We start from the raw sequence: 17464 nt of genomic DNA on the forward strand, positions 1-17464 counted from the left end.
CTGCGGCGCGCGACGACGAGGGTCGGCAGGTCGGCGCCGAGCGCCGCGAGCTCGTCGGGGGAGAGGTCGGGCCCGAGCAGGACGAGCGCGTCGCAGCGCTCGCGGCGCAACGCCTGCACCGCCGACCGCTCGTCGCGCGAGGGCGCGACCGCGCTGATCGCGACGTCGTACCCGTGGTCGGCGGCTGCGGCGTACAGGTGCTCGACGAGGTCGCCGTGGAACGGCTGGTGCAGGTCGAACGTGACGCCGAGCAGGCGGGTGTCCGTGCTGCGCAGGAGTCGGGCGCGCTGGTCGGGCACGTACCCGAGCCGGTCCGCGACGTCGCGGACGCGGGCGCGGGTCGCGTCGCTGGCGCCGGGGGCGTCACGCATGACGATCGAGACGAGCGCCACCGAGACACCGGCCTCGCGCGCGACGTCGGCGAGGGTCGTGCGCGCCATCGGTGCTCCTGTCGTCCGGACGTCGAGCGTGCGGGACGGGCGACCCGTTGACGCTGGACGTGGTCACACCCTACCCTTCCCTAGAACGTTCTACTAGAACGTTCTAGACCTCGCGGTGTCGCGCGCCGTTCCGGCACTCCCACCCCCTCCGAAGGACCACCATGACCTCCACCCCCGTCCGCATCGCGCTCGTCGGCGCCGGCCGCATCGGTGCGGCCCACGCCGAGACCCTCGCGCGCCGCGTGCCCGACGCGCACCTGGTCGCCGTCGTCGACCCCCGTCCGGGAGCCGCGGCCTCCGTCGCCACACCGCTGGGGGCGCGCGGCGAGACCGAGGTCGACGCCGTGCTCGGCGCCGCCGACGTCGATGCGGTCGTCGTGGCCGCCTCGTCGGTCGCCCACCGCGACCTCGTCGTGGCCGCCGCCGACGCAGGCAAGCACGTCTTCTGCGAGAAGCCGGCCGGCATGTCGCTCACCGAGATCGACGAGGCGCGTCGGGCCACCGCCGCGGCCGGCGTCGTGTTCCAGGTCGGCTTCAACCGTCGCTTCGCCCGCGAGTTCGCGCAGGCGCGGGACCTCGTCGCGAGCGGGGGGCTGGGCGAGGTCCGTCAGCTGCGCTCGCTGACCCGCGATCCCGGACGGGGTCCGTCCGACCCGGCCGGCGTCGCTCCCTGGACGATCTTCACGCAGACGCTCATCCACGACTTCGACACGCTCAACTTCCTGAACCCCGGGGCGCGCGCCGTCGACGTCGTGGCCACGGCCGACTCGCTGCTGTTCCCCGGCCACGCGACGCTGCTCGACCACGCCACCGTGGTCGTGCGGTACTCGAACGGCGCCATCGGCACGGCGGAGGCGAGCTTCGCCGCCGTGTACGGCTACGACGTCCGCGGGGAGGTGCTGGGCAGCGAGGGCATGGTCACGATGGGCGAGGGTGCGTCGTCGTCGTTGCGCGTGCACGGGGAGAGCGGTCGCACCGCGAGCACGGCGCACAGCGACACGGAGCTGCTGCGCGACGCCTACACGGACGAGCTGGCCGAGCTGTGCGCGGCCGTCCGCGAAGGACGCCCGCCGGCCGTCGGGGGCGACGAGGCGTTCGCCGCCTTCGCCGTCGCGCAGGCGTGCATCGACTCCGTCACCACCGGCGGCCGCGCGGCCGTCGCCACCAGCGTCCCCCAGGAGGACTGACATGGGCTTCACCCTCGCCATCTGCTCCGAGATGGTCCTGACCGAGCTGCCCCACCTCGCACGGGTCCAGCACATCCACGACGCCGGCTTCGCGGTCGAGATCTGGGACTGGACGCAGAAGGACGCCGAGGCGCTGCGTGCGACCGGCGCGTCGTTCACGTCGATGACCGGCTACGTCACGGGCGACCTCACGACGCAGGACGGCGCCGACGACCTGCTGCGGACCGCCGAGGAGTCGATCCCGTTCGCGCAGGCGATCGGCTGCCCGTCCCTCAACATCCACGGCACGGGCCTGGGGGAGGGCGGCCTGCCGGTGCGGCCCGTCGCGGTCACGACGGGTGAGGACTGGGTCGCGGCGGTGCGCACGCTCGAGCGGGTGGCCGAGCTGGCCGAGCGGCACGACGTCACCTACGTGCTGGAGAACCTCAACACGGCGGTCGACCACCCCGGCACGCCGTTCGCGAGGGCCGCCGACACGCTCGCCCTCGTGCGCGCGGTCGGCAGCCCGCACCTGCGGATGAACCTCGACCTGTACCACGCGCAGATCGGCGAGGGGAACCTCGTGGAGCTCGTGCGCGCGGCCGTCCCGTACACCGGCGAGGTGCAGGTGGCCGACGTGCCCGGACGCTGCGAGCCGGGCACGGGCGAGGTGCGCTGGTCGTTCGTGGCGCAGGCCCTCGCCGACGCCGGCTACACCGGCGTCGTGGCGATGGAGGCGTGGGCGAGCGACCCCTCCGTCGACGGGAGCCGGCGTGCCATGGACGCCTTCCGCGAGGCCTTCACCGTCTGACCCTCACCCCGCGCGACACTCGCCCCTCCCCACCTCCGCGCCCCCACCCCCGCTGAGCGTGACGTCTGCGGGGCGAGTCGACGGGATCTGCCCCTCAGACGTCACGCTCAACGGGGGCTGGTCACGCTGAGCGGGGCGCGGGGCGGGCTCAGGGGGTGGTGAAGGCGCGGGGGAGGTTGAACGGCGTCACGACCTGGACCTGCGACGGCACCGACGTCGGCGCGCCGGGGAGGGCGCCGTGGTGCTGCAGGAGGAGGCGGCAGGCCCGACGGGTGTCGGCGCGCAGGTCGTGGTGCAGGGCGTAGTGGACGCGGCGGGTCCGCAGCAGCTCGGTGTTGTCGGCGTCGAGGTCGTGGGCGACGAAGACCTGCGGCGAGCGTCCCACGTCGGCGAACGCGTCGAGCGTCGCGCGGTTGCCGCCGCCTACCGAATAGACGGCGTCCACGTCGGGGTGGGCGGCCAACGCCTCCCGCACCCCCGCACCCGTGGTCGGGTCGAGGCCGTCGGTGTCCGTCAGGTCGACGACGCGACGGTCCGGCGCCAGGTCGGCCAGCGCGTCGACGAACGCCTCCACCCGCTGCTCCTCGCCGCGGAAGTCGCTGCGGCTCAGGGTCACGAGGACCGCACCCGACTCGGGGGCGGCCTGCGCCACCAGGTACGCGGCGGTGCGGCCGGCGGCCGCGTTGTCGATGCCGACGTACGCCAGACGACGGCTGCGTGGCACGTCGGTGACCAGCGTGACCACGGGGACGCCTGCGTCGGACAGCGCCGCGACCTCGGCCGCGACGTCGGGGTGGTCAGGTGCCTTCAGCACGACGCCGTGGGAGCGTCGACGTCGGACGTCGCGCAGGGTCGCGACCATGGCACCGACGTCGGCCTCCTCGCGCAGGTGGAACCGCGAGCGCACGACCGCGGGGCGCAGCGACGGCAGCTCGGCCTCCAGCGCCGCGCGCACCGCCGTGCTGAACCGGACGGGCGCCTGCATGACGAGGTCGAGCAGGAACGTGCGCCCGACCAGCCGCAGCTGGGACGCCTGCCGGTCGAGCTCCTCGACGGCGCGCTCCACCTCGGCCACGGTGGCCGCGCGCACGCCAGGGCGTCGGTGCAGCACGCGATCGACGGTGGCCTCGCTCAGTCCGCTCTGCTGCGCGATCTCGCGGACCTTGTGACGGTGGGGCACCCGCGCAGCCTAGTGCTCGCGACCCCTTCCTGAGGTGTTCTTGAGGGGTTCTCGACGCCCCACGCACCCACGGACGGACCTAGCGTGGTGCCGTACCCACCCGCCCCGCCCGACCCGAGGAGCCGAGCATGAGTCTCGTCGACCACACCGCCCCTGCCGACCGAGCCGCCGCGCGCCGCGCGCGGTTCACCCCCGACGACGTGCGCCTCGCCGACCTCGTCGAGGTCGTGTCCGAGCCCACCCGCGCCGACGACTACCCCCACGCCGCCGGCGTCGAGCAGGGCGTCGTCGTCTACGCCTCGGCGACGCTGCGCGCTGCCGTCGCGTCGCCCGAGGGCGAGGACGCCGTGCGCGCCGAGCTCGTCCACGCGCTCACCGACGGACCGGGGATCGTCGTGCTCAAGGGCGCCTGGGACGACCACGACGTCGTCGACCGCGCCACGGCCGCCTTCGAGGAGGTCATCGCGCAGGAGAAGGCCGCGGGAGGAGCAGCGGGCGACCACTTCGCCAAGCCCGGTGCCAACGACCGCATCTGGAACGCGCTGGAGAAGCTGGCCGTCACCGACCCCGCCACGTTCGTCGACTACTACGCGAACGACGTGCTGGCCCTCGTGTCGACCGCGTGGCTCGGTCCCGCCTACCAGGTGACGTCGCAGGTGAACGTCGTCCGACCCGGCGGCGTGGCCCAGGACCCGCACCGCGACTACCACCTCGGCTTCCTGTCCGACGAGGTCGCAGCGCGCTACCCGGCGCACGTGCACCTCCTCTCGCCCGTCCTCACGCTCCAGGGCGCGGTCGCGCACGTCGACATGCCGGTCGAGAGCGGCCCGACGCTGTACCTGCCGCACTCGCAGAAGTACGGACCCGGCTACCTCGCCTACCGTCGCGACGACGTGCGCGACTACTTCGCCGAGCACCACGTGCAGCTGCCGCTGGAGAAGGGCGACGCCGTGTTCTTCAACCCGGCCCTGCTGCACGGCGCGGGCAGCAACGTCTCGGCCGACGTGCAGCGGGTCGCGAACCTGCTGCAGGTCTCGTCGGCGTTCGGGCGTGCCATGGAGGCCGTCGACCGGGCCCGCGCGACGACGGCGGTCTACCCGACGCTGCTGGAGCGCAAGGCCGCCGGCTGGTCCGACGCCGCCCTGCGTCGTGTGGTCGCCTCGGTCGCGGAGGGCTACCCGTTCCCGACGAACCTCGACCTCGACCAGCCCGTCGACGGCATGACCCCGCTGTCGCAGGCGGAGATCGTCGAGCAGGCGCTCGCCGCCGGCCGCGACGCCGACCAGGTCGGCCAGGCGCTCGGCGCGTACGCCGCGCGGCGTCGCACGGACGGAGCCGGGTGATGGGCTCCCTCGACGACCGCGTCGTCCTCGTCTCCGGAGGCACCCAGGGCGTCGGTCTCGCCATCGCCCAGGCCGCGCTCCGCGAGGGCGCCCGGGTGGTCGTCACCGGACGTCGCGCCGACGTCGGCGAGGCGGCGGTCGCCGACCTGTCCGCCCTCGGCGACGCCCGGTTCGTGCGCTGCGACGTGGCCGACGTCGACGAGTGCCGCGCTGCCGTGGAGGCCACCGTGGCCGCCCACGGCCGGGTCGACGGACTGGTCAACGCGGCCGGGTTCACCGAGCGCGGCAGCGTGCTCGACACGACGCCGGAGATGTTCGAGCAGCACGTCGCGGTGAACCTGCGCGGCCCGTTCTTCCTCATGCAGGCCGCGATCGGCGACATGGTCCGCCGCGGCGAGCCGGGCTCGGTCGTCAACGTGCTCACCATGAGCGCGCACGGTGGACAGCCCCACCTCGCGCCGTACTCCGCCACCAAGGCCGGGCTCGCCGGGCTGACGAAGAACGCCGCCTACGCCCACCGGTTCGACCGCGTGCGCGTCAACGGCGTGAACATCGGCTGGACCGACTCCGACGGCGAGGACGTCATCCAGCGACGCTTCCACGACGCCGGCGACGACTGGCGGGAGCGCGCCGCAGAGCGCCTCCCCGCCGGGCGGCTCGCGACGCCCGAGGACGCGGCCGGCATCGTCGTGCTGCTGCTGAGCGACGCGAGCGGGGTCGTCACGGGCTCGGTCATGGACTGGGACCAGACCGTCGTGGGCACCTCGGACTGACCGGGTCGGGGCGCGAGCCGTGTCACGCTGTCAGCGAACAGGGCGTGTTCGCGCGTGTCTCGCGCCCCTTCGCCCTCTAGGGTCGAGAACGTGAACACACCAGACGTCAGCACCCAGCACGGTCCGGGTCCGGACGCGTCGGGCCTGCGCATGATGGCCGGCACCGACGTCGGGCCCTCCGACCTCGACGGCCACATCTACCAGCGCCTGCTGCGCGAGCGGATCATCTTCCTCGGGTCGGAGGTGCGCGACTCCAACTCCAACGCGATCTGCGCACAGATGCTCCTGCTCAACGCGGAGGACCCGAACGCCGACATCTTCCTGTACATCAACAGCCCCGGCGGCTCGGTCGACTCCGGCATGGCCATCTACGACACCATGCAGTTCATCTCCAACGACGTCGCCACCGTGGCCATGGGCCTCGCCGCGTCGATGGGGCAGTTCCTGCTGGCCGCCGGTGCGCCGGGCAAGCGCTACGCGCTGCCGCACGCGCGCATCATGATGCACCAGCCCTCGGGCGGCATCGGCGGCTCCGCGTCGGACATCAAGATCCAGGCGCAGCAGTCCATCCTGCTCAAGAAGCAGCTCAACGAGCTGCAGTCGCTGCACACCGGCCAGTCGATCGAGCAGATCGAGGCCGACGCCGACCGCGACCGCTGGTTCACGCCCGACCAGGCGAAGGACTACGGCTTCATCGACCAGGTCATCAAGAGCGCCGGAGAGGTTGCACGATGAGCTACTACATCCCCCAGTGGGAAGAGCGCACGTCCTACGGGTTCCGGCGCATCGACCCCTACGCCAAGCTGTTCGAGGACCGCATCATCTTCGTCGGCACGCCGATCAGCGACGACGTGGCCAACGCGGTCATGGCGCAGCTGCTCTGCCTGCAGCAGATGGACGCCGACCGTGACATCCAGCTGTACATCAACAGCCCGGGTGGCTCGTTCACCGCGATGACGGCGATCTACGACACGATGCGCTACCTCAAGTCCGACGTGCAGACCGTCTGCCTGGGCCAGGCGGCCTCCGCCGCCGCGGTCCTGCTGGCCGCCGGCACGCCCGGCAAGCGCTACGCGCTGCCGAACAGCCGCATCCTCATCCACCAGCCGTACACCGAGGGCACCGGCGGCCAGATCTCCGACCTGGAGATCCAGGCCAACGAGATCCTGCGCATGCGCTCGCTGATGGAGCAGATGATCGCCGACGCCACCGGCAAGACGCCCGAGGACGTCAGCAAGGACGTCGAGCGCGACAAGATCCTGACGGCCGAGCAGGCCAAGGAGTACGGGATCATCGACCAGGTCTTCGACTCGCTGAAGACCCCCGCCGTCTGACCGACCCGGCGACGCCACGACACGCGCGTGGCGTCGCCGGTTCGCAGGTGGTGGTCCGAGCCGGCCGGTAGTGTGAGGCTGGCGACACGACGTCCGCGTCGTGAGTGTTCGTTCGACGGAAGGGAGCGCGCCCGTGGCACGCATCGGTGAGACCGCCGACCTCTTGAAGTGCTCGTTCTGCGGCAAGAGCCAGAAGCAGGTCAAGAAGCTCATCGCCGGCCCCGGCGTGTACATCTGCGACGAGTGCATCGACCTCTGCAACGAGATCATCGAGGAGGAGCTGGCCGAGGGCGCCGAGCTGAGCCTCGGCGAGCTGCCCAAGCCGCACGAGATCTTCGAGTTCCTCAACGGCTACGTGGTGGGCCAGGACAACGCGAAGAAGAACCTCGCGGTGGCCGTCTACAACCACTACAAGCGCGTGCAGGCCCAGGCCACGACCGGACGCGCCAAGGACGACGGCGTCGAGCTGGCGAAGTCCAACATCCTCATGGTCGGCCCCACGGGCTGCGGCAAGACCTACCTCGCCCAGACGCTGGCGCGCATGCTGAACGTCCCGTTCGCGATCGCCGACGCCACCGCGCTCACGGAGGCCGGCTACGTCGGCGAGGACGTCGAGAACATCCTCCTCAAGCTCATCCAGGCCGCCGACTACGACGTCAAGAAGGCCGAGACGGGCATCATCTACATCGACGAGGTCGACAAGATCTCGCGCAAGGCCGAGAACCCGTCGATCACCCGCGACGTGTCGGGCGAGGGCGTGCAGCAGGCGCTGCTGAAGATCCTCGAGGGCACCACCGCGTCGGTGCCCCCGCAGGGCGGACGCAAGCACCCGCACCAGGAGTTCATCCAGATCGACACCACCAACGTGCTGTTCATCGTCGGCGGCGCGTTCGCCGGGCTCGAGGAGATCATCGAGCAGCGCAGCGGCAAGGTCGGCCTGGGGTTCAACACGGGTGGTGTCGCGGAGAAGAAGCCCGAGACGGCCCCGGAGAAGCTGTTCTCCCAGGTGCTGCCGGAGGACCTGCTGAAGTTCGGCCTCATCCCCGAGTTCATCGGCCGTCTGCCGGTCATCGCCGCGGTCGACAAGCTCGACAAGCCGGCGCTGGTCTCCATCCTCACCGAGCCGCGCAACGCGCTCACCAAGCAGTTCGTGCGGCTCTTCGAGCTCGACGACGTCGAGCTGGAGTTCACCGACGACGCCTGCGAGGCCATGGCCGACCTCGCGCTCGCCCGCGACACCGGCGCCCGCGGTCTGCGCTCGATCATCGAGCACGTGCTGCAGCCCGTCATGTACGACATCCCCTCGCGCGACGACGTCGCCAAGGTCGTCGTCACCGGCGCCACCGTCCGCGGCGACGAGGGCCCGACCGTCCTCACCCGCGACGAAGTGGCCAAGAAGGCCTCCTGACGGTTCATCCGTCCGAACGGTTTACCACGGTCCCGTGGTAAACGTCGTCCTCCCGAGGCAAGCATGCCGAGGGCGGACGGGCTTCACCACGGTCCCGTGGTAAACGTCGTCCTCCCGAGGCAAGGATGCCGGGGGAGGACGACGTCTGCCTCGGGAGGAGCGTCCCGCGGCCCGCTAGGGTCGACGTCATGACCGTCGACATCACCCTGTTCGGGGCTACCGGGTTCACCGGCACGCTCACCGCCGTCTACCTCGGCACCCACCTACCCGAGGGCGGCACCTGGGCCGTCGCCGGGCGCAGCGCCGCCAAGCTGCAGAACGTGGTCGACGAGGTCGAGGCCGCCGGCGGCACGGCGCCCGAGATCGTGCTGGCCGACGTGTCCGACGCCGCCTCGATGCGGGCGATGGCTGAGGGCACACGCGTGCTCATCTCGACCGTCGGTCCGTACGTCCAGCACGGCGACCCCGCCGTCAGGGCGGCCGCGGAGGCGGGCATCGCCTACGTCGACCTGACCGGCGAGCCCGAGTTCGTCGATCGCACCTGGTTGGAGCACCAGGAGACCGCGCTGCGCACCGGCGCGACGCTCGTGCACGCGTGCGGCTTCGACTCGATCCCCTACGACCTCGGCGTGCTGTACACCGTCGAGCAGCTGCCGGAGGGCGTCCCGATCGACGTGAAGGGCTACATCCGCGCCGGGGGCACCGCGTCGGGCGGCACCTACCACTCGGCGATCGGCGCGTTCTCGCGGCTGCGCCAGTCGGCCGCCACCGCCAAGGAGCGCAAGCAGCGTGAGCAGCGTCCGCAGGGCCGCTCGGTCCGCGGCGGCGGCTCGATCGGGCGAGGCGCTGGCGGGAAGGGCTGGGCGCTCCCGCTGCCGACCATCGACCCGCAGGTCGTGCTGCGCTCGGCGCGCGCCCTCGAGCGCTACGGCCCGCAGTTCACCTACTCCCACTTCGCGCAGTTCAAGAAGCTCCCTGTCCTGGCCGGGACCGTGGTCGGGGCGGGCGTCCTGCTCGCGGGCTCGCAGCTCGCGCCGACCCGCAAGGCCCTGTTGAAGCTGCGCGCCCAGGGCGACGGCCCGAGCCCCGAGAAGCGGGCGTCGTCGTGGTTCTCGCTCCGCCTGGTCGGTGAGGGCGGCGGCAAGCGGGTCGTCACGCAGGTGAGCGGCGGCGACCCGGGCTACGACGAGACGGCGAAGATGCTCAGCGAGTCGGCGCTGTGCCTCGCCTTCGACGACGTGCCGAAGGTCGCTGGCCAGACCACCACCGCCGTCGCGATGGGCCGCCCGCTGATCGAGCGCCTCCAGGCCGCCGGCATCCGCTTCGAGACCCTCGAGACCGCCTGACCGCTCGCGCGGACGCCGCGCGTTTCCGTGGGGCCCCACGGAAGCCTGCTCGCCCCCGCGCGAACATCCGCCGCGGGAGCGCGTTTGGGTGGGGCCCCACGGAAACCTGCTCGCCCCCACGCAAACATGCGCCGGAAGTGCTCGTTTGGGTGGGGCCCCACCCAAACGAGCACCGAGGAGGGGACTAGTCGGTGGGGGCGAGGGTGGCGTCGGTGACGAGCTCGGTGGTCGAGTCGTCGGCCGACGTCGTCAGCTCACCGGTCACGCGACCCGCGGCCCTGACGTCGTCGACGGCCAGCAGGAGGCGGTCGAGCGACGCCTGCGGTCCGCGGACGGTCACCGCCGTCACCTCGGTGCGCTGGCTCACCTTGGCCACCGACTTCGCGCCGCGGATGCCCGCGAGCGCCTCGGCGGCGGTCGGCAGCAGGGCGACGTCACCGTCGACGGCCACGTCCGCGGCGGTCGGCCACGACGCGCGGTGCACCGAGCCCTCCTGCCACCAGCTCCAGACCTCCTCGGTCACGTAGGGCAGGAACGGGGCGAGCAGACGCAGCTGGGTCGACAGCGCGAGCACGAACGTGGCCTTCGCCGACGTCCCGCCCTCGTCGTCGCGGCGAGCACGCTCCTTGACGAGCTCGAGGTAGTCGTCGCAGAAGTCCCAGAAGAACTTCTCGGTGACCTCCAGCGCCGACGAGTAGTCGTACGCCTCGAAGTGAGCGGTGGCCTGCTCGACGACGCGGCCGAGTGCCGCCAGCACCGACCGGTCCAGCGGCTCGGTCACGCGGGCGACGTCGAGGTCGGCGGCGGTCGCGCCGAGACCGTAGTCCTCGGGCGCGGCGAGCACGAACTTGCTCGCGTTGAGCACCTTCATCGCCAGCCGTCGCCCGACCTTCATCTGCGTCTCGTCGAACGGGGAGTCCGAGCCGGGACGCGCGAGGGCAGCGCGCCAGCGCACGGCGTCGGCGCCGTACTTGTCGAGGATCTCGTCGGGCACGACGACGTTGCCCTTGGACTTGCTCATCTTCTTGCGGTCGGGGTCGACCACGAAGCCCGAGAGCGCCGTGTGGCTCCACGGCACCTGCCCGAACTCCTGGTGCGAGCGCACGACGGTCGAGAACAGCCAGGTGCGGATGATGTCGTGACCCTGCGGGCGCAGGTCCATCGGGAACGTGCGCGCGAAGAGGTCGGCGTCGCGCTCCCACCCGCACACGATCTGGGGGGTCAGCGACGACGTGGCCCAGGTGTCGAGCACGTCGGGGTCGGCGACGAAGCCGCCGGCCTGGCCGCGCTGGGCCTCCTCGAAGCCGGGCGGGGCCTGCGACGCGGGGTCGACGGGCAGGGTGTCCTCGGCGGCGAAGATCGGGTCGTCGTAGTCGGGCTGGCCCTCCGCGTCGAGGCGGTACCAGACCGGGAACGGGATGCCGAAGAAGCGCTGGCGGCTGATCAGCCAGTCGCCGTTGAGACCCTCGATCCAGTTGGTGTACCGGCTCTGCATGTAGGCGGGCACCCAGGTGATGTCGTTCCCGCGGGCCACGAGCTCGGTGCGCACGTCGGCGTCTCGCCCGCCGTTCTTGATGTACCACTGCCGGGTGGAGACGATCTCGAGCGGCTTGTCGCCCTTCTCGTAGAAGTTGGCGACGCGCTGCGTCGGCTGGGGCTCGCCGTCGAGGTCGCCGCTGTCGCGCAGTGCCTGCACGATCGCCTCGCGCGCGCTGAACGTCGTCTTGCCGGCCAGCTCGGCCCACAGCTGCTCTCCCGGGCCGCCCGCGACCCACTCCGGCACCTCGCGCAGCACCCGGCCGTCGCGACCGATCACGGTGCGGTTGGGCAGCTGCAGCTCGCGCCACCACTGCACGTCGGTCAGGTCGCCGAACGTGCAGCAGTGCACGATGCCGGAGCCCTTCTCGGGGTCGGCGAGCGTGCTCGGGTGGATCGGCACCTCGACGCCGAACAGCGGCGACGTGGCGGTCCCGCCGAACAGGTGGGAGTAGCGCTCGTCGTCGGGGTGCGCGATGAGCGCGACGGCGGCGGGCGTCAGCTCCGGCCGCGTCGTCTCGACGTGCACGCGGCTGCCGTCGGGCAGGTGGTACGCCACCCGGTGGTAGGCGCCCGGGTAGTCGCGCGCCTCGAGCTCGGCCTGCGCCACCGCGGTCTGGAAGGTGACGTCCCACAGCGTGGGCGCGTCCTGCATGTACGCCTCGCCCCGGCCGACGTTGCGCAGGAAGGCGCGCTGGCTCGTGGCCTGCGCGTCGGCGCCGATGGTCGTGTACGTCTGGCTCCAGTCGACCGACAGGCCGAGGGTGCGCCACAGCTTCTCGAAGACCTTCTCGTCCTCGACGACCAGCTCGTTGCACAGCTCGATGAAGTTGCGCCGGCTGATCGGCACCTGCTTCTTCGGATCCGGCTTGGCGGGCGGGGTGAAGTCGGCGTCGTAGGGCAGCGACGGGTCGCAGCGCACGCCGTAGTAGTTCTGCACCCGACGCTCGGTGGGCAGGCCGTTGTCGTCCCAGCCCATCGGGTAGAACACCTCCTTGCCGCTCATCCGCTGGTAGCGGGCGACGAGGTCGGTGTGGGTGTAGCTGAACACGTGGCCGACGTGCAGCGAGCCCGAGACGGTGGGCGGAGGGGTGTCGATGGAGTACACCTCGTCGCGGCTCTTCGTCCGGTCGAACGCGTAGGTGCCCTGCTCGGCCCATACCCCGCTCCACCGCTCCTCGAGACCTTCGAGGGCGGGCTTGGCGGGGACGCGGTTCTGTGCGGTGGTCACGGGAGGACAGTCTAGGAGGTCGCCCGGCGGGGGTGCCGGGCCGTGGGCGGCGGACGGGTCCGGCGGGGGTGCCGGGCCGTGGGCGGCGGAGGGGTGCAACGGGGGTGCCGGGCCGTGGGCGGGATGGCGGTGGCGCTCAGTCCAGGTCGAGGGAGAGCGGCTTGGGCTCGCGGAGGTCGACCTTCTCCTTCGTGGAGAGCGTGGAGGCCTTGATCTCCGCTCCGGAGGACCGCGACGTCACGGTGAGTGTGGTCCGCGCGGCGTCGAGGTCCACGGACACGACGTGGTCCTCGGCGCCGGCGGTGATGCTGAGTCCCCCTTCGAGCCCGTCCAGCACCTTCGATGTGTCGAGATCGAGGTCGACGAGAGCGGTGCGGACGTCGTCGACGTCGGTCGGCTGCCGCGTCCGGAACGTCGCCTGTGCCTCGTAGGTGTAGAGGAGGGTGGCGCCGGAGTACCCCGCCTGGACGTAGGCGCCTCGCGCGTCGCGCGGCTCGGCGCCGATCTCGGTTCGCACCGCAGCGGTGGCCTCGGCGAGTCCACGGTCGGCGCGAGTCTTGATGACGGTCAGTCCCTCACGGCCCTCGGGAACGTCGTCGCCGCCCCCGCAGCCGGTCAGCAGGAGGCTCACGAGACCCACGACGATCATTCCTCTCCTAGCACGGTTCACTGCTCGAACCCCGTGTCTCGGCGCACAGGCTGTCGATCTTCCTCGGGGTCCTGCATCGGCCCGTACCACGGGTCGTGGCGGTGCTCGGCTGACAGCACGCCGTCGTCGTTGCCCGCGACGATCTGGCCCGCCGGTCGGCGACGCGGTGCGCCTCCTCGGCCGTGACCGGCTCGCCGCCGACGGGCGGTGGCGGTGTCGTCCCTGCGGGTGGCAGCAGCACGATGTCGACGTCGGGATCGCGTCGTCGCACCACGTCCCAGAACGGCTCGCGTCCCCCCGGTTCGCTCATGCGCAGGAGCGTAGTCGGGTTCCGGATCCGAGTGAAGCGTCCAGGTCGCGTGCGGTCAGGCGAGCCAGTGCAGCGTGCGGCCGTGCCCGTGGGTCCACGCGACGGCCCGGCCGTCGACCCCGAGCACGAACGCGTGGTGCTCGGGAGCGGGGGAGGAGGCGTTGGCGGTGATCGACGGGAGCACGCCCGGTGACTCGTTGCTCACCCAGTGGCAGGCGCCGTCGGCGACGAGGCCGCGGGCCAGCTCGTCGAACGCGACCCGCTGGGCGTCGTCGAGGTAGGCGATCACGGCGCTGTGGAGCACGACGACCGGTCCGTCGGCCGCGGCCTCCTCGACCAGCCGCGGCAGCTCGGTGAGCAGGTCGCCCGCGACGACGTGCGGCGGGTCGGCACGCGCGACCTCGAGCGCGGCGCGGAGCCGGGCGCGGCGGTCGTCGTGCTCCGGCCAGACGAGCGTCTCGAGCCAGGCCACGTCCTCTGGCGAGGTCACGTCGAGCGGGTTCAGGTCGATCCCGCGACGTGCGGCGACCGGGGGGACGCGCCGGGGGAGGGGCGCTGGCCCCGTGACGTCGCAGGCGAGCCCAGGACCGGTGCCGACGACGACGTCGCCGTCGTCCGTGCGCCAGCGGTAGGTGTAGCGGTCGGGGTAGAGGCACAGGCCGGCGCTCGCCCCGACCTCCAGCAGCGACAGCGGTGCGCCGCCGTGGCGTGCCGCCAGGAGCGCGAACGCAGGGACGAGGGTCGCGAGCCGGCCGACCTCGTTGGTCTGCGTCGAGCGGGACAGGATCGTGGCGCGGACGGGGCCGTCGATGCCGTCGCCCAGGAGGGCGTCACGGAGGGCGGCGTACGGCCCGGGCGCCGGCACGCCGTGCAGCCTCGCGGCGGCGAGGACGAGGTTCGGCTGCTGCTTCAGCCGGGGCAGGCTGCCCAGCCACGCCAGCACCTCGGCGTCCTCGGCGACGGCCGCCGACCATGCGGCGAAGGTGGGGGAGTCCGCCGCGTCCCGGGCGAACGCGCGGTACTGGTCGGCGAGGTCGTGCCAGAGGTCCACGTCCCGAGTGTGCCCCGAGCGCCGCGCCCACGGCGCTACCAGGGGCGGCCCCGCAGGTCGACGTCACCGTCCGGCCAGTCGGCGACTGGACGTCCGGCGGGATGCAGCAGGACCGGCGGCCCCGGCTCCTGCACGACGGGCGCGCCGTCGACCGTGCTGAGGCTGCGCTCGCGGACCCTGGTGCGCGTCCATCCGCAGGACCGGTAGAACGGCACCACCTCCTCACGGCAGCCGAGGTACGCGAAGTCAGCCGCAGCCACCTCGCGCGCCGCGCGGGCCGTCTCCCGCAGGACCGTTCGTCCCAGGCCCGAGCCTCGAGCCGCGTGAGCCACCAGCACACCCCCGACCCCGGCGACGACCACGTCGACGTCACCGACACCGATCGTCCGTCGCTGCAGGCCGACGTGGGCGACCACCCGTCGGTCGAGACTCCCCACCACGTGCAGGTCGGCCGGGGCGTAGCCGTAGGGCTGCTCCGGGTCCCAGGCCCCGTGCTCGGCGAGGTACTCGGCGTCGAACAGTCGACGCAGCCCTCCCAGCCATGGCAACAAGGCCCCGTGCTCGACCACCACGACCTGCACGTCGGTCCCCTCAGGCGCGGTGCTCGGGGGAGTCGTGGCCGGTCACGGGCTCCGCCGGGTGCGCGGCGTCGGCGACGTGGTGGGTCACGGCGTGCCCGGTCGACGTCGCGTGACCGCCGTCGGTGCGGAACAGCGCGCTCGGCCACCACATCCAGCGACCGAGGTCGAGGGTGAGGGCGGTGACCAGCACCGACCGGACCACCAGCGTGTCGAGGAGCACGCCGAGCGCCACGGCGAAGCCGAGCTCGGCGAGGAACACGATGGGCAGCGACCCGAGTGCGGCGAACGTGCCGGCCAGCACCAGTCCTGCCGACGTGATCACGCCGCCCGTCGCCGCGAGGCCGACGAGAGCACCACGGCGGGTGCCGTGCACGAGCGACTCCTCGCGCACGCGGGTCATGAGGAAGATGTTGTAGTCGATGCCGAGCGCCACCAGGAACACGAAGGCGTAGAGCGGGAACGAGGAGTCGGTGCCGCCGAACCCGAACAGGTGCCGGAACACCAGCGCGCTGATGCCGAGCGCCGCCCCGAACGAGAGCACGACCGTGACGAGCAGGACGATCGGTGCCATCACGGAGCGCAGCAGCACGCCGAGGATCAGCAGCACCGCGAGCAGGACCACGGGGATGATCAGGCGCGTGTCGGCCGCCGAGGCCTCCTGGACGTCGTGGTTGATCGCCGTCGTGCCACCCACGAGCGGGTCGCCCGGGACGTCGGCCATGGCGTCGCGCGCCCGGTCGATGGTGTCGAACGCGGCTCGTGAGTCCGGCGCAGCCTCCAGCGTGCCCTCGACGTAGCCGACGTCGCCTCGCACGACGGGACGGGAGACGGAGTCCGGTGCGATGCCCCGGACGTCCTGCAGCGCGGCCGCCGCGTCGTCGACGTGCGCAGCGTCGACGACCACCTGGACCGGCGAGCCCGCACCCCCGGGGAAGTGCTCGGCGAGCTTGCCCTCGGCGACGATCGACGGCTGCTCGGTGGTGAACTGCTCGGCGTCGGAGAGACCGTTGGCGTCGAGCTGCACGAGTCCGACCGTGAAGACCGCCAGGAGGAGGGTCGTCACTGCCCACACGGCACGAGGACGACGGGCGATGCGGCGTCCGACGCGGCCCCACACGCCGTCCTCGGCGGGCTGCGGGTCGCCGTGGTGCGGCACGAAGGGCCAGAACACCCAGCGTCCGCACACGACCAGCAGCACCGGCAGCAGCCCCAGCATCGTCACGAGCGCGACGACGATGCCTGCGGCGGCGACGGGACCCAGGCCGGCCGTGGCCTGCATCTGCGCGAGCATCAGGCAGAGCAGGCCCACCACGACCGTCGAGCCGCTCGCCAGCACGGCCGGCGCGGCCCGGTGGAGGGCGTGCGCCATCGCCTCGTGACGGTCAGCGGTGTTGCGCAGCTCCTCGCGGTAGCGCGCGACGATCAACAGCGCGTAGTCGATGCCCGCGCCGAGCACGAGGACCGACAGGATGCCGGCACTCTGCCCGTTGACGGTGAGGCCGGCGTGCTTCGCGAGGAGGTAGACCACCCCCTGCGCCGCGAACACGCTCAGCACCCCGCAGAACAGCGGGATGACCCACAGCACGGGACTGCGGTAGGTCAGCAGCAGCATGACGACGACGACCGAGACGGCCGCGAGCAGCAGGATGCCGTCGATCCCCGCGAACGCCTGCGCCTGGTCGGCACCGAGCGCGGCGGGACCGGCGACGTACACCTCGGCGCCGTCGGCGTCCTTCTCCGCGAGGTCGCGTAGCTCCTGCACCGCGTCGGGGAGCCGCTCCAGCCCGGCGTCGGCGTCGACGCGCAGGTTCACGACCAGCTCGGCAGCCTCGCCGTCCCGCGACGGGATCGGCCCGACGACGTCCCCGGTGACCTCGGGCACGGTGGCGAGCTCGGACTTCAGCGCGACGAGGCGCTGCAGGTCCTGCGGTCGGGCCCCGCCGTCGCGCACGAGGAGCACGATCGCCGGCAGCACGTCAGGGTCGGCGAAGCGCGACGCCCGCTCGATCACCTGGGTCGACTGCGCGTCGGCCGGCAGGAACGACGACGCCTCGTTGCGCTGCACGTCGCTGAGCTTGGTGCCGAAGGCCAGCCCGAGGCCGAGGAGCAGGCCGACGAGGACGAGGAGCACCGGCCACTTGCCCCAGCGGTGCGTGATCCAGCTGCTGACCTGCCGGCCCATCGGAACCTCCTCGACCCTCCGCGCGACGCTCGCCGCGGCGGGACCAGCATGGCGGACCCGGGGTGCCCGAGGGAATGGGTGGGAACCCTGGTCCGGTCCCGGGGACGGGCCTGTGCGCCGACC

15 protein-coding genes are annotated in these 17464 nt (G+C 72.4%); 8 read left to right on the top strand and 7 right to left on the bottom strand.

All coding sequences use genetic code 11. The features are described from left to right. The coding region (locus NH339_RS08435) for a LacI family DNA-binding transcriptional regulator (protein ID WP_253024342.1) at positions 1-440 on the bottom strand (440 nt) is incomplete at its 3' end. A gap of 161 nt (positions 441-601) precedes the next feature. Between NH339_RS08435 and NH339_RS08440 the strand changes: the two genes are divergently transcribed. Together NH339_RS08440 and NH339_RS08445 are read left to right on the top strand one after the other, a co-directional pair. After that, complete coding sequence (locus NH339_RS08440) at positions 602-1627, top strand: Gfo/Idh/MocA family oxidoreductase (RefSeq protein ID WP_253024344.1); 1026 nt, start codon at positions 602-604, stop codon at positions 1625-1627. Position 1628: 1 nt separating this feature from the next. Continuing rightward, a complete protein-coding gene (locus NH339_RS08445; protein ID WP_253024346.1) occupies positions 1629-2417 on the top strand; it encodes a TIM barrel protein in 789 nt (262 codons plus the stop codon). A 148-nt stretch (positions 2418-2565) separates the two neighbouring features. Here the strand turns inward: NH339_RS08445 and NH339_RS08450 are convergent, their stop codons facing one another. Then, positions 2566-3597 (bottom strand): LacI family DNA-binding transcriptional regulator, encoded by a 1032-nt coding sequence (locus NH339_RS08450; RefSeq protein ID WP_253024347.1) that lies wholly within the window; start codon positions 3595-3597, stop codon positions 2566-2568. A gap of 128 nt (positions 3598-3725) precedes the next feature. Between NH339_RS08450 and NH339_RS08455 the strand changes: the two genes are divergently transcribed. From NH339_RS08455 to NH339_RS08480, 6 genes are all read left to right on the top strand, one after another. Next, positions 3726-4940 (top strand): phytanoyl-CoA dioxygenase family protein, encoded by a 1215-nt coding sequence (locus NH339_RS08455; RefSeq protein ID WP_253024348.1) that lies wholly within the window; start codon positions 3726-3728, stop codon positions 4938-4940. Continuing rightward, complete coding sequence (locus NH339_RS08460) at positions 4940-5713, top strand: SDR family oxidoreductase (RefSeq protein ID WP_253024349.1); 774 nt, start codon at positions 4940-4942, stop codon at positions 5711-5713. The genes NH339_RS08455 and NH339_RS08460 overlap by 1 nt, the downstream gene beginning before the upstream one ends. A gap of 153 nt (positions 5714-5866) precedes the next feature. Next, positions 5867-6448, top strand: coding sequence for an ATP-dependent Clp protease proteolytic subunit (locus tag NH339_RS08465; RefSeq protein ID WP_067861717.1), 582 nt, complete (start codon positions 5867-5869; stop codon positions 6446-6448). Continuing rightward, positions 6445-7047, top strand: coding sequence for an ATP-dependent Clp protease proteolytic subunit (locus NH339_RS08470; protein ID WP_067859031.1), 603 nt, complete (start codon positions 6445-6447; stop codon positions 7045-7047). The genes NH339_RS08465 and NH339_RS08470 overlap by 4 nt, the downstream gene beginning before the upstream one ends. 133 nt (positions 7048-7180) lie before the next feature. Continuing rightward, the gene (gene clpX, locus NH339_RS08475; RefSeq protein ID WP_253024350.1) at positions 7181-8455 is read left to right on the top strand and encodes an ATP-dependent Clp protease ATP-binding subunit ClpX; all 1275 of its coding nucleotides are present in this window, start codon (positions 7181-7183) and stop codon (positions 8453-8455) included. 188 nt (positions 8456-8643) lie between these two features. Next, positions 8644-9801, top strand: a complete 1158-nt coding sequence (locus tag NH339_RS08480) for a trans-acting enoyl reductase family protein (protein ID WP_253024351.1) — start codon at positions 8644-8646, stop codon at positions 9799-9801. Between the two features lie 184 nt (positions 9802-9985). Here NH339_RS08480 and valS read toward each other — a convergent pair whose 3' ends face one another. The 5 genes from valS to NH339_RS08505 all read right to left on the bottom strand — a co-directional run bounded on the left by valS (position 9986) and on the right by NH339_RS08505 (position 17341). Continuing rightward, positions 9986-12568, bottom strand: coding sequence for a valine--tRNA ligase (gene valS / locus NH339_RS08485; RefSeq protein WP_253024352.1), 2583 nt, complete (start codon positions 12566-12568; stop codon positions 9986-9988). A 136-nt stretch (positions 12569-12704) separates the two neighbouring features. Then, the gene (locus NH339_RS08490; protein ID WP_253024353.1) at positions 12705-13217 is read right to left on the bottom strand and encodes a hypothetical protein; all 513 of its coding nucleotides are present in this window, start codon (positions 13215-13217) and stop codon (positions 12705-12707) included. 365 nt (positions 13218-13582) lie between these two features. Beyond that, on the bottom strand, positions 13583-14578 hold the full coding sequence (locus NH339_RS08495) for a DUF2332 domain-containing protein (protein ID WP_253024354.1): 996 nt from the start codon (positions 14576-14578) through the stop codon (positions 13583-13585). 35 nt (positions 14579-14613) lie between these two features. Further along, positions 14614-15159, bottom strand: coding sequence for a GNAT family N-acetyltransferase (locus tag NH339_RS08500; RefSeq protein ID WP_253024356.1), 546 nt, complete (start codon positions 15157-15159; stop codon positions 14614-14616). 10 nt (positions 15160-15169) lie between these two features. Then, positions 15170-17341, bottom strand: coding sequence for an MMPL family transporter (locus NH339_RS08505; protein ID WP_253024358.1), 2172 nt, complete (start codon positions 17339-17341; stop codon positions 15170-15172). Positions 17342-17464 lie beyond the last annotated feature (123 nt).

It is taken from the genome of Aeromicrobium sp. CnD17-E (genome assembly GCF_024124745.1).
Lineage (GTDB): Bacteria > Actinomycetota > Actinomycetes > Propionibacteriales > Nocardioidaceae > Aeromicrobium.

Excerpts from the sequence above, each read along its gene's own strand:
- NH339_RS08440 (WP_253024344.1), top strand. The coding sequence starts at position 602 with ATGACCTCCACCCCCGTCCGCATCGCGCTCGTCGGCGCCGGCCGCATC.
- NH339_RS08445 (WP_253024346.1), top strand. The coding sequence starts at position 1,629 with ATGGGCTTCACCCTCGCCATCTGCTCCGAGATGGTCCTGACCGAGCTG.
- NH339_RS08455 (WP_253024348.1), top strand. The coding sequence starts at position 3,726 with ATGAGTCTCGTCGACCACACCGCCCCTGCCGACCGAGCCGCCGCGCGC.
- NH339_RS08460 (WP_253024349.1), top strand. The coding sequence starts at position 4,940 with ATGGGCTCCCTCGACGACCGCGTCGTCCTCGTCTCCGGAGGCACCCAG.
- NH339_RS08465 (WP_067861717.1), top strand. The coding sequence starts at position 5,867 with ATGGCCGGCACCGACGTCGGGCCCTCCGACCTCGACGGCCACATCTAC.
- NH339_RS08470 (WP_067859031.1), top strand. The coding sequence starts at position 6,445 with ATGAGCTACTACATCCCCCAGTGGGAAGAGCGCACGTCCTACGGGTTC.
- NH339_RS08480 (WP_253024351.1), top strand. The coding sequence starts at position 8,644 with ATGACCGTCGACATCACCCTGTTCGGGGCTACCGGGTTCACCGGCACG.
- NH339_RS08490 (WP_253024353.1), bottom strand. The coding sequence starts at position 13,217 with ATGATCGTCGTGGGTCTCGTGAGCCTCCTGCTGACCGGCTGCGGGGGC.
- NH339_RS08505 (WP_253024358.1), bottom strand. The coding sequence starts at position 17,341 with ATGGGCCGGCAGGTCAGCAGCTGGATCACGCACCGCTGGGGCAAGTGG.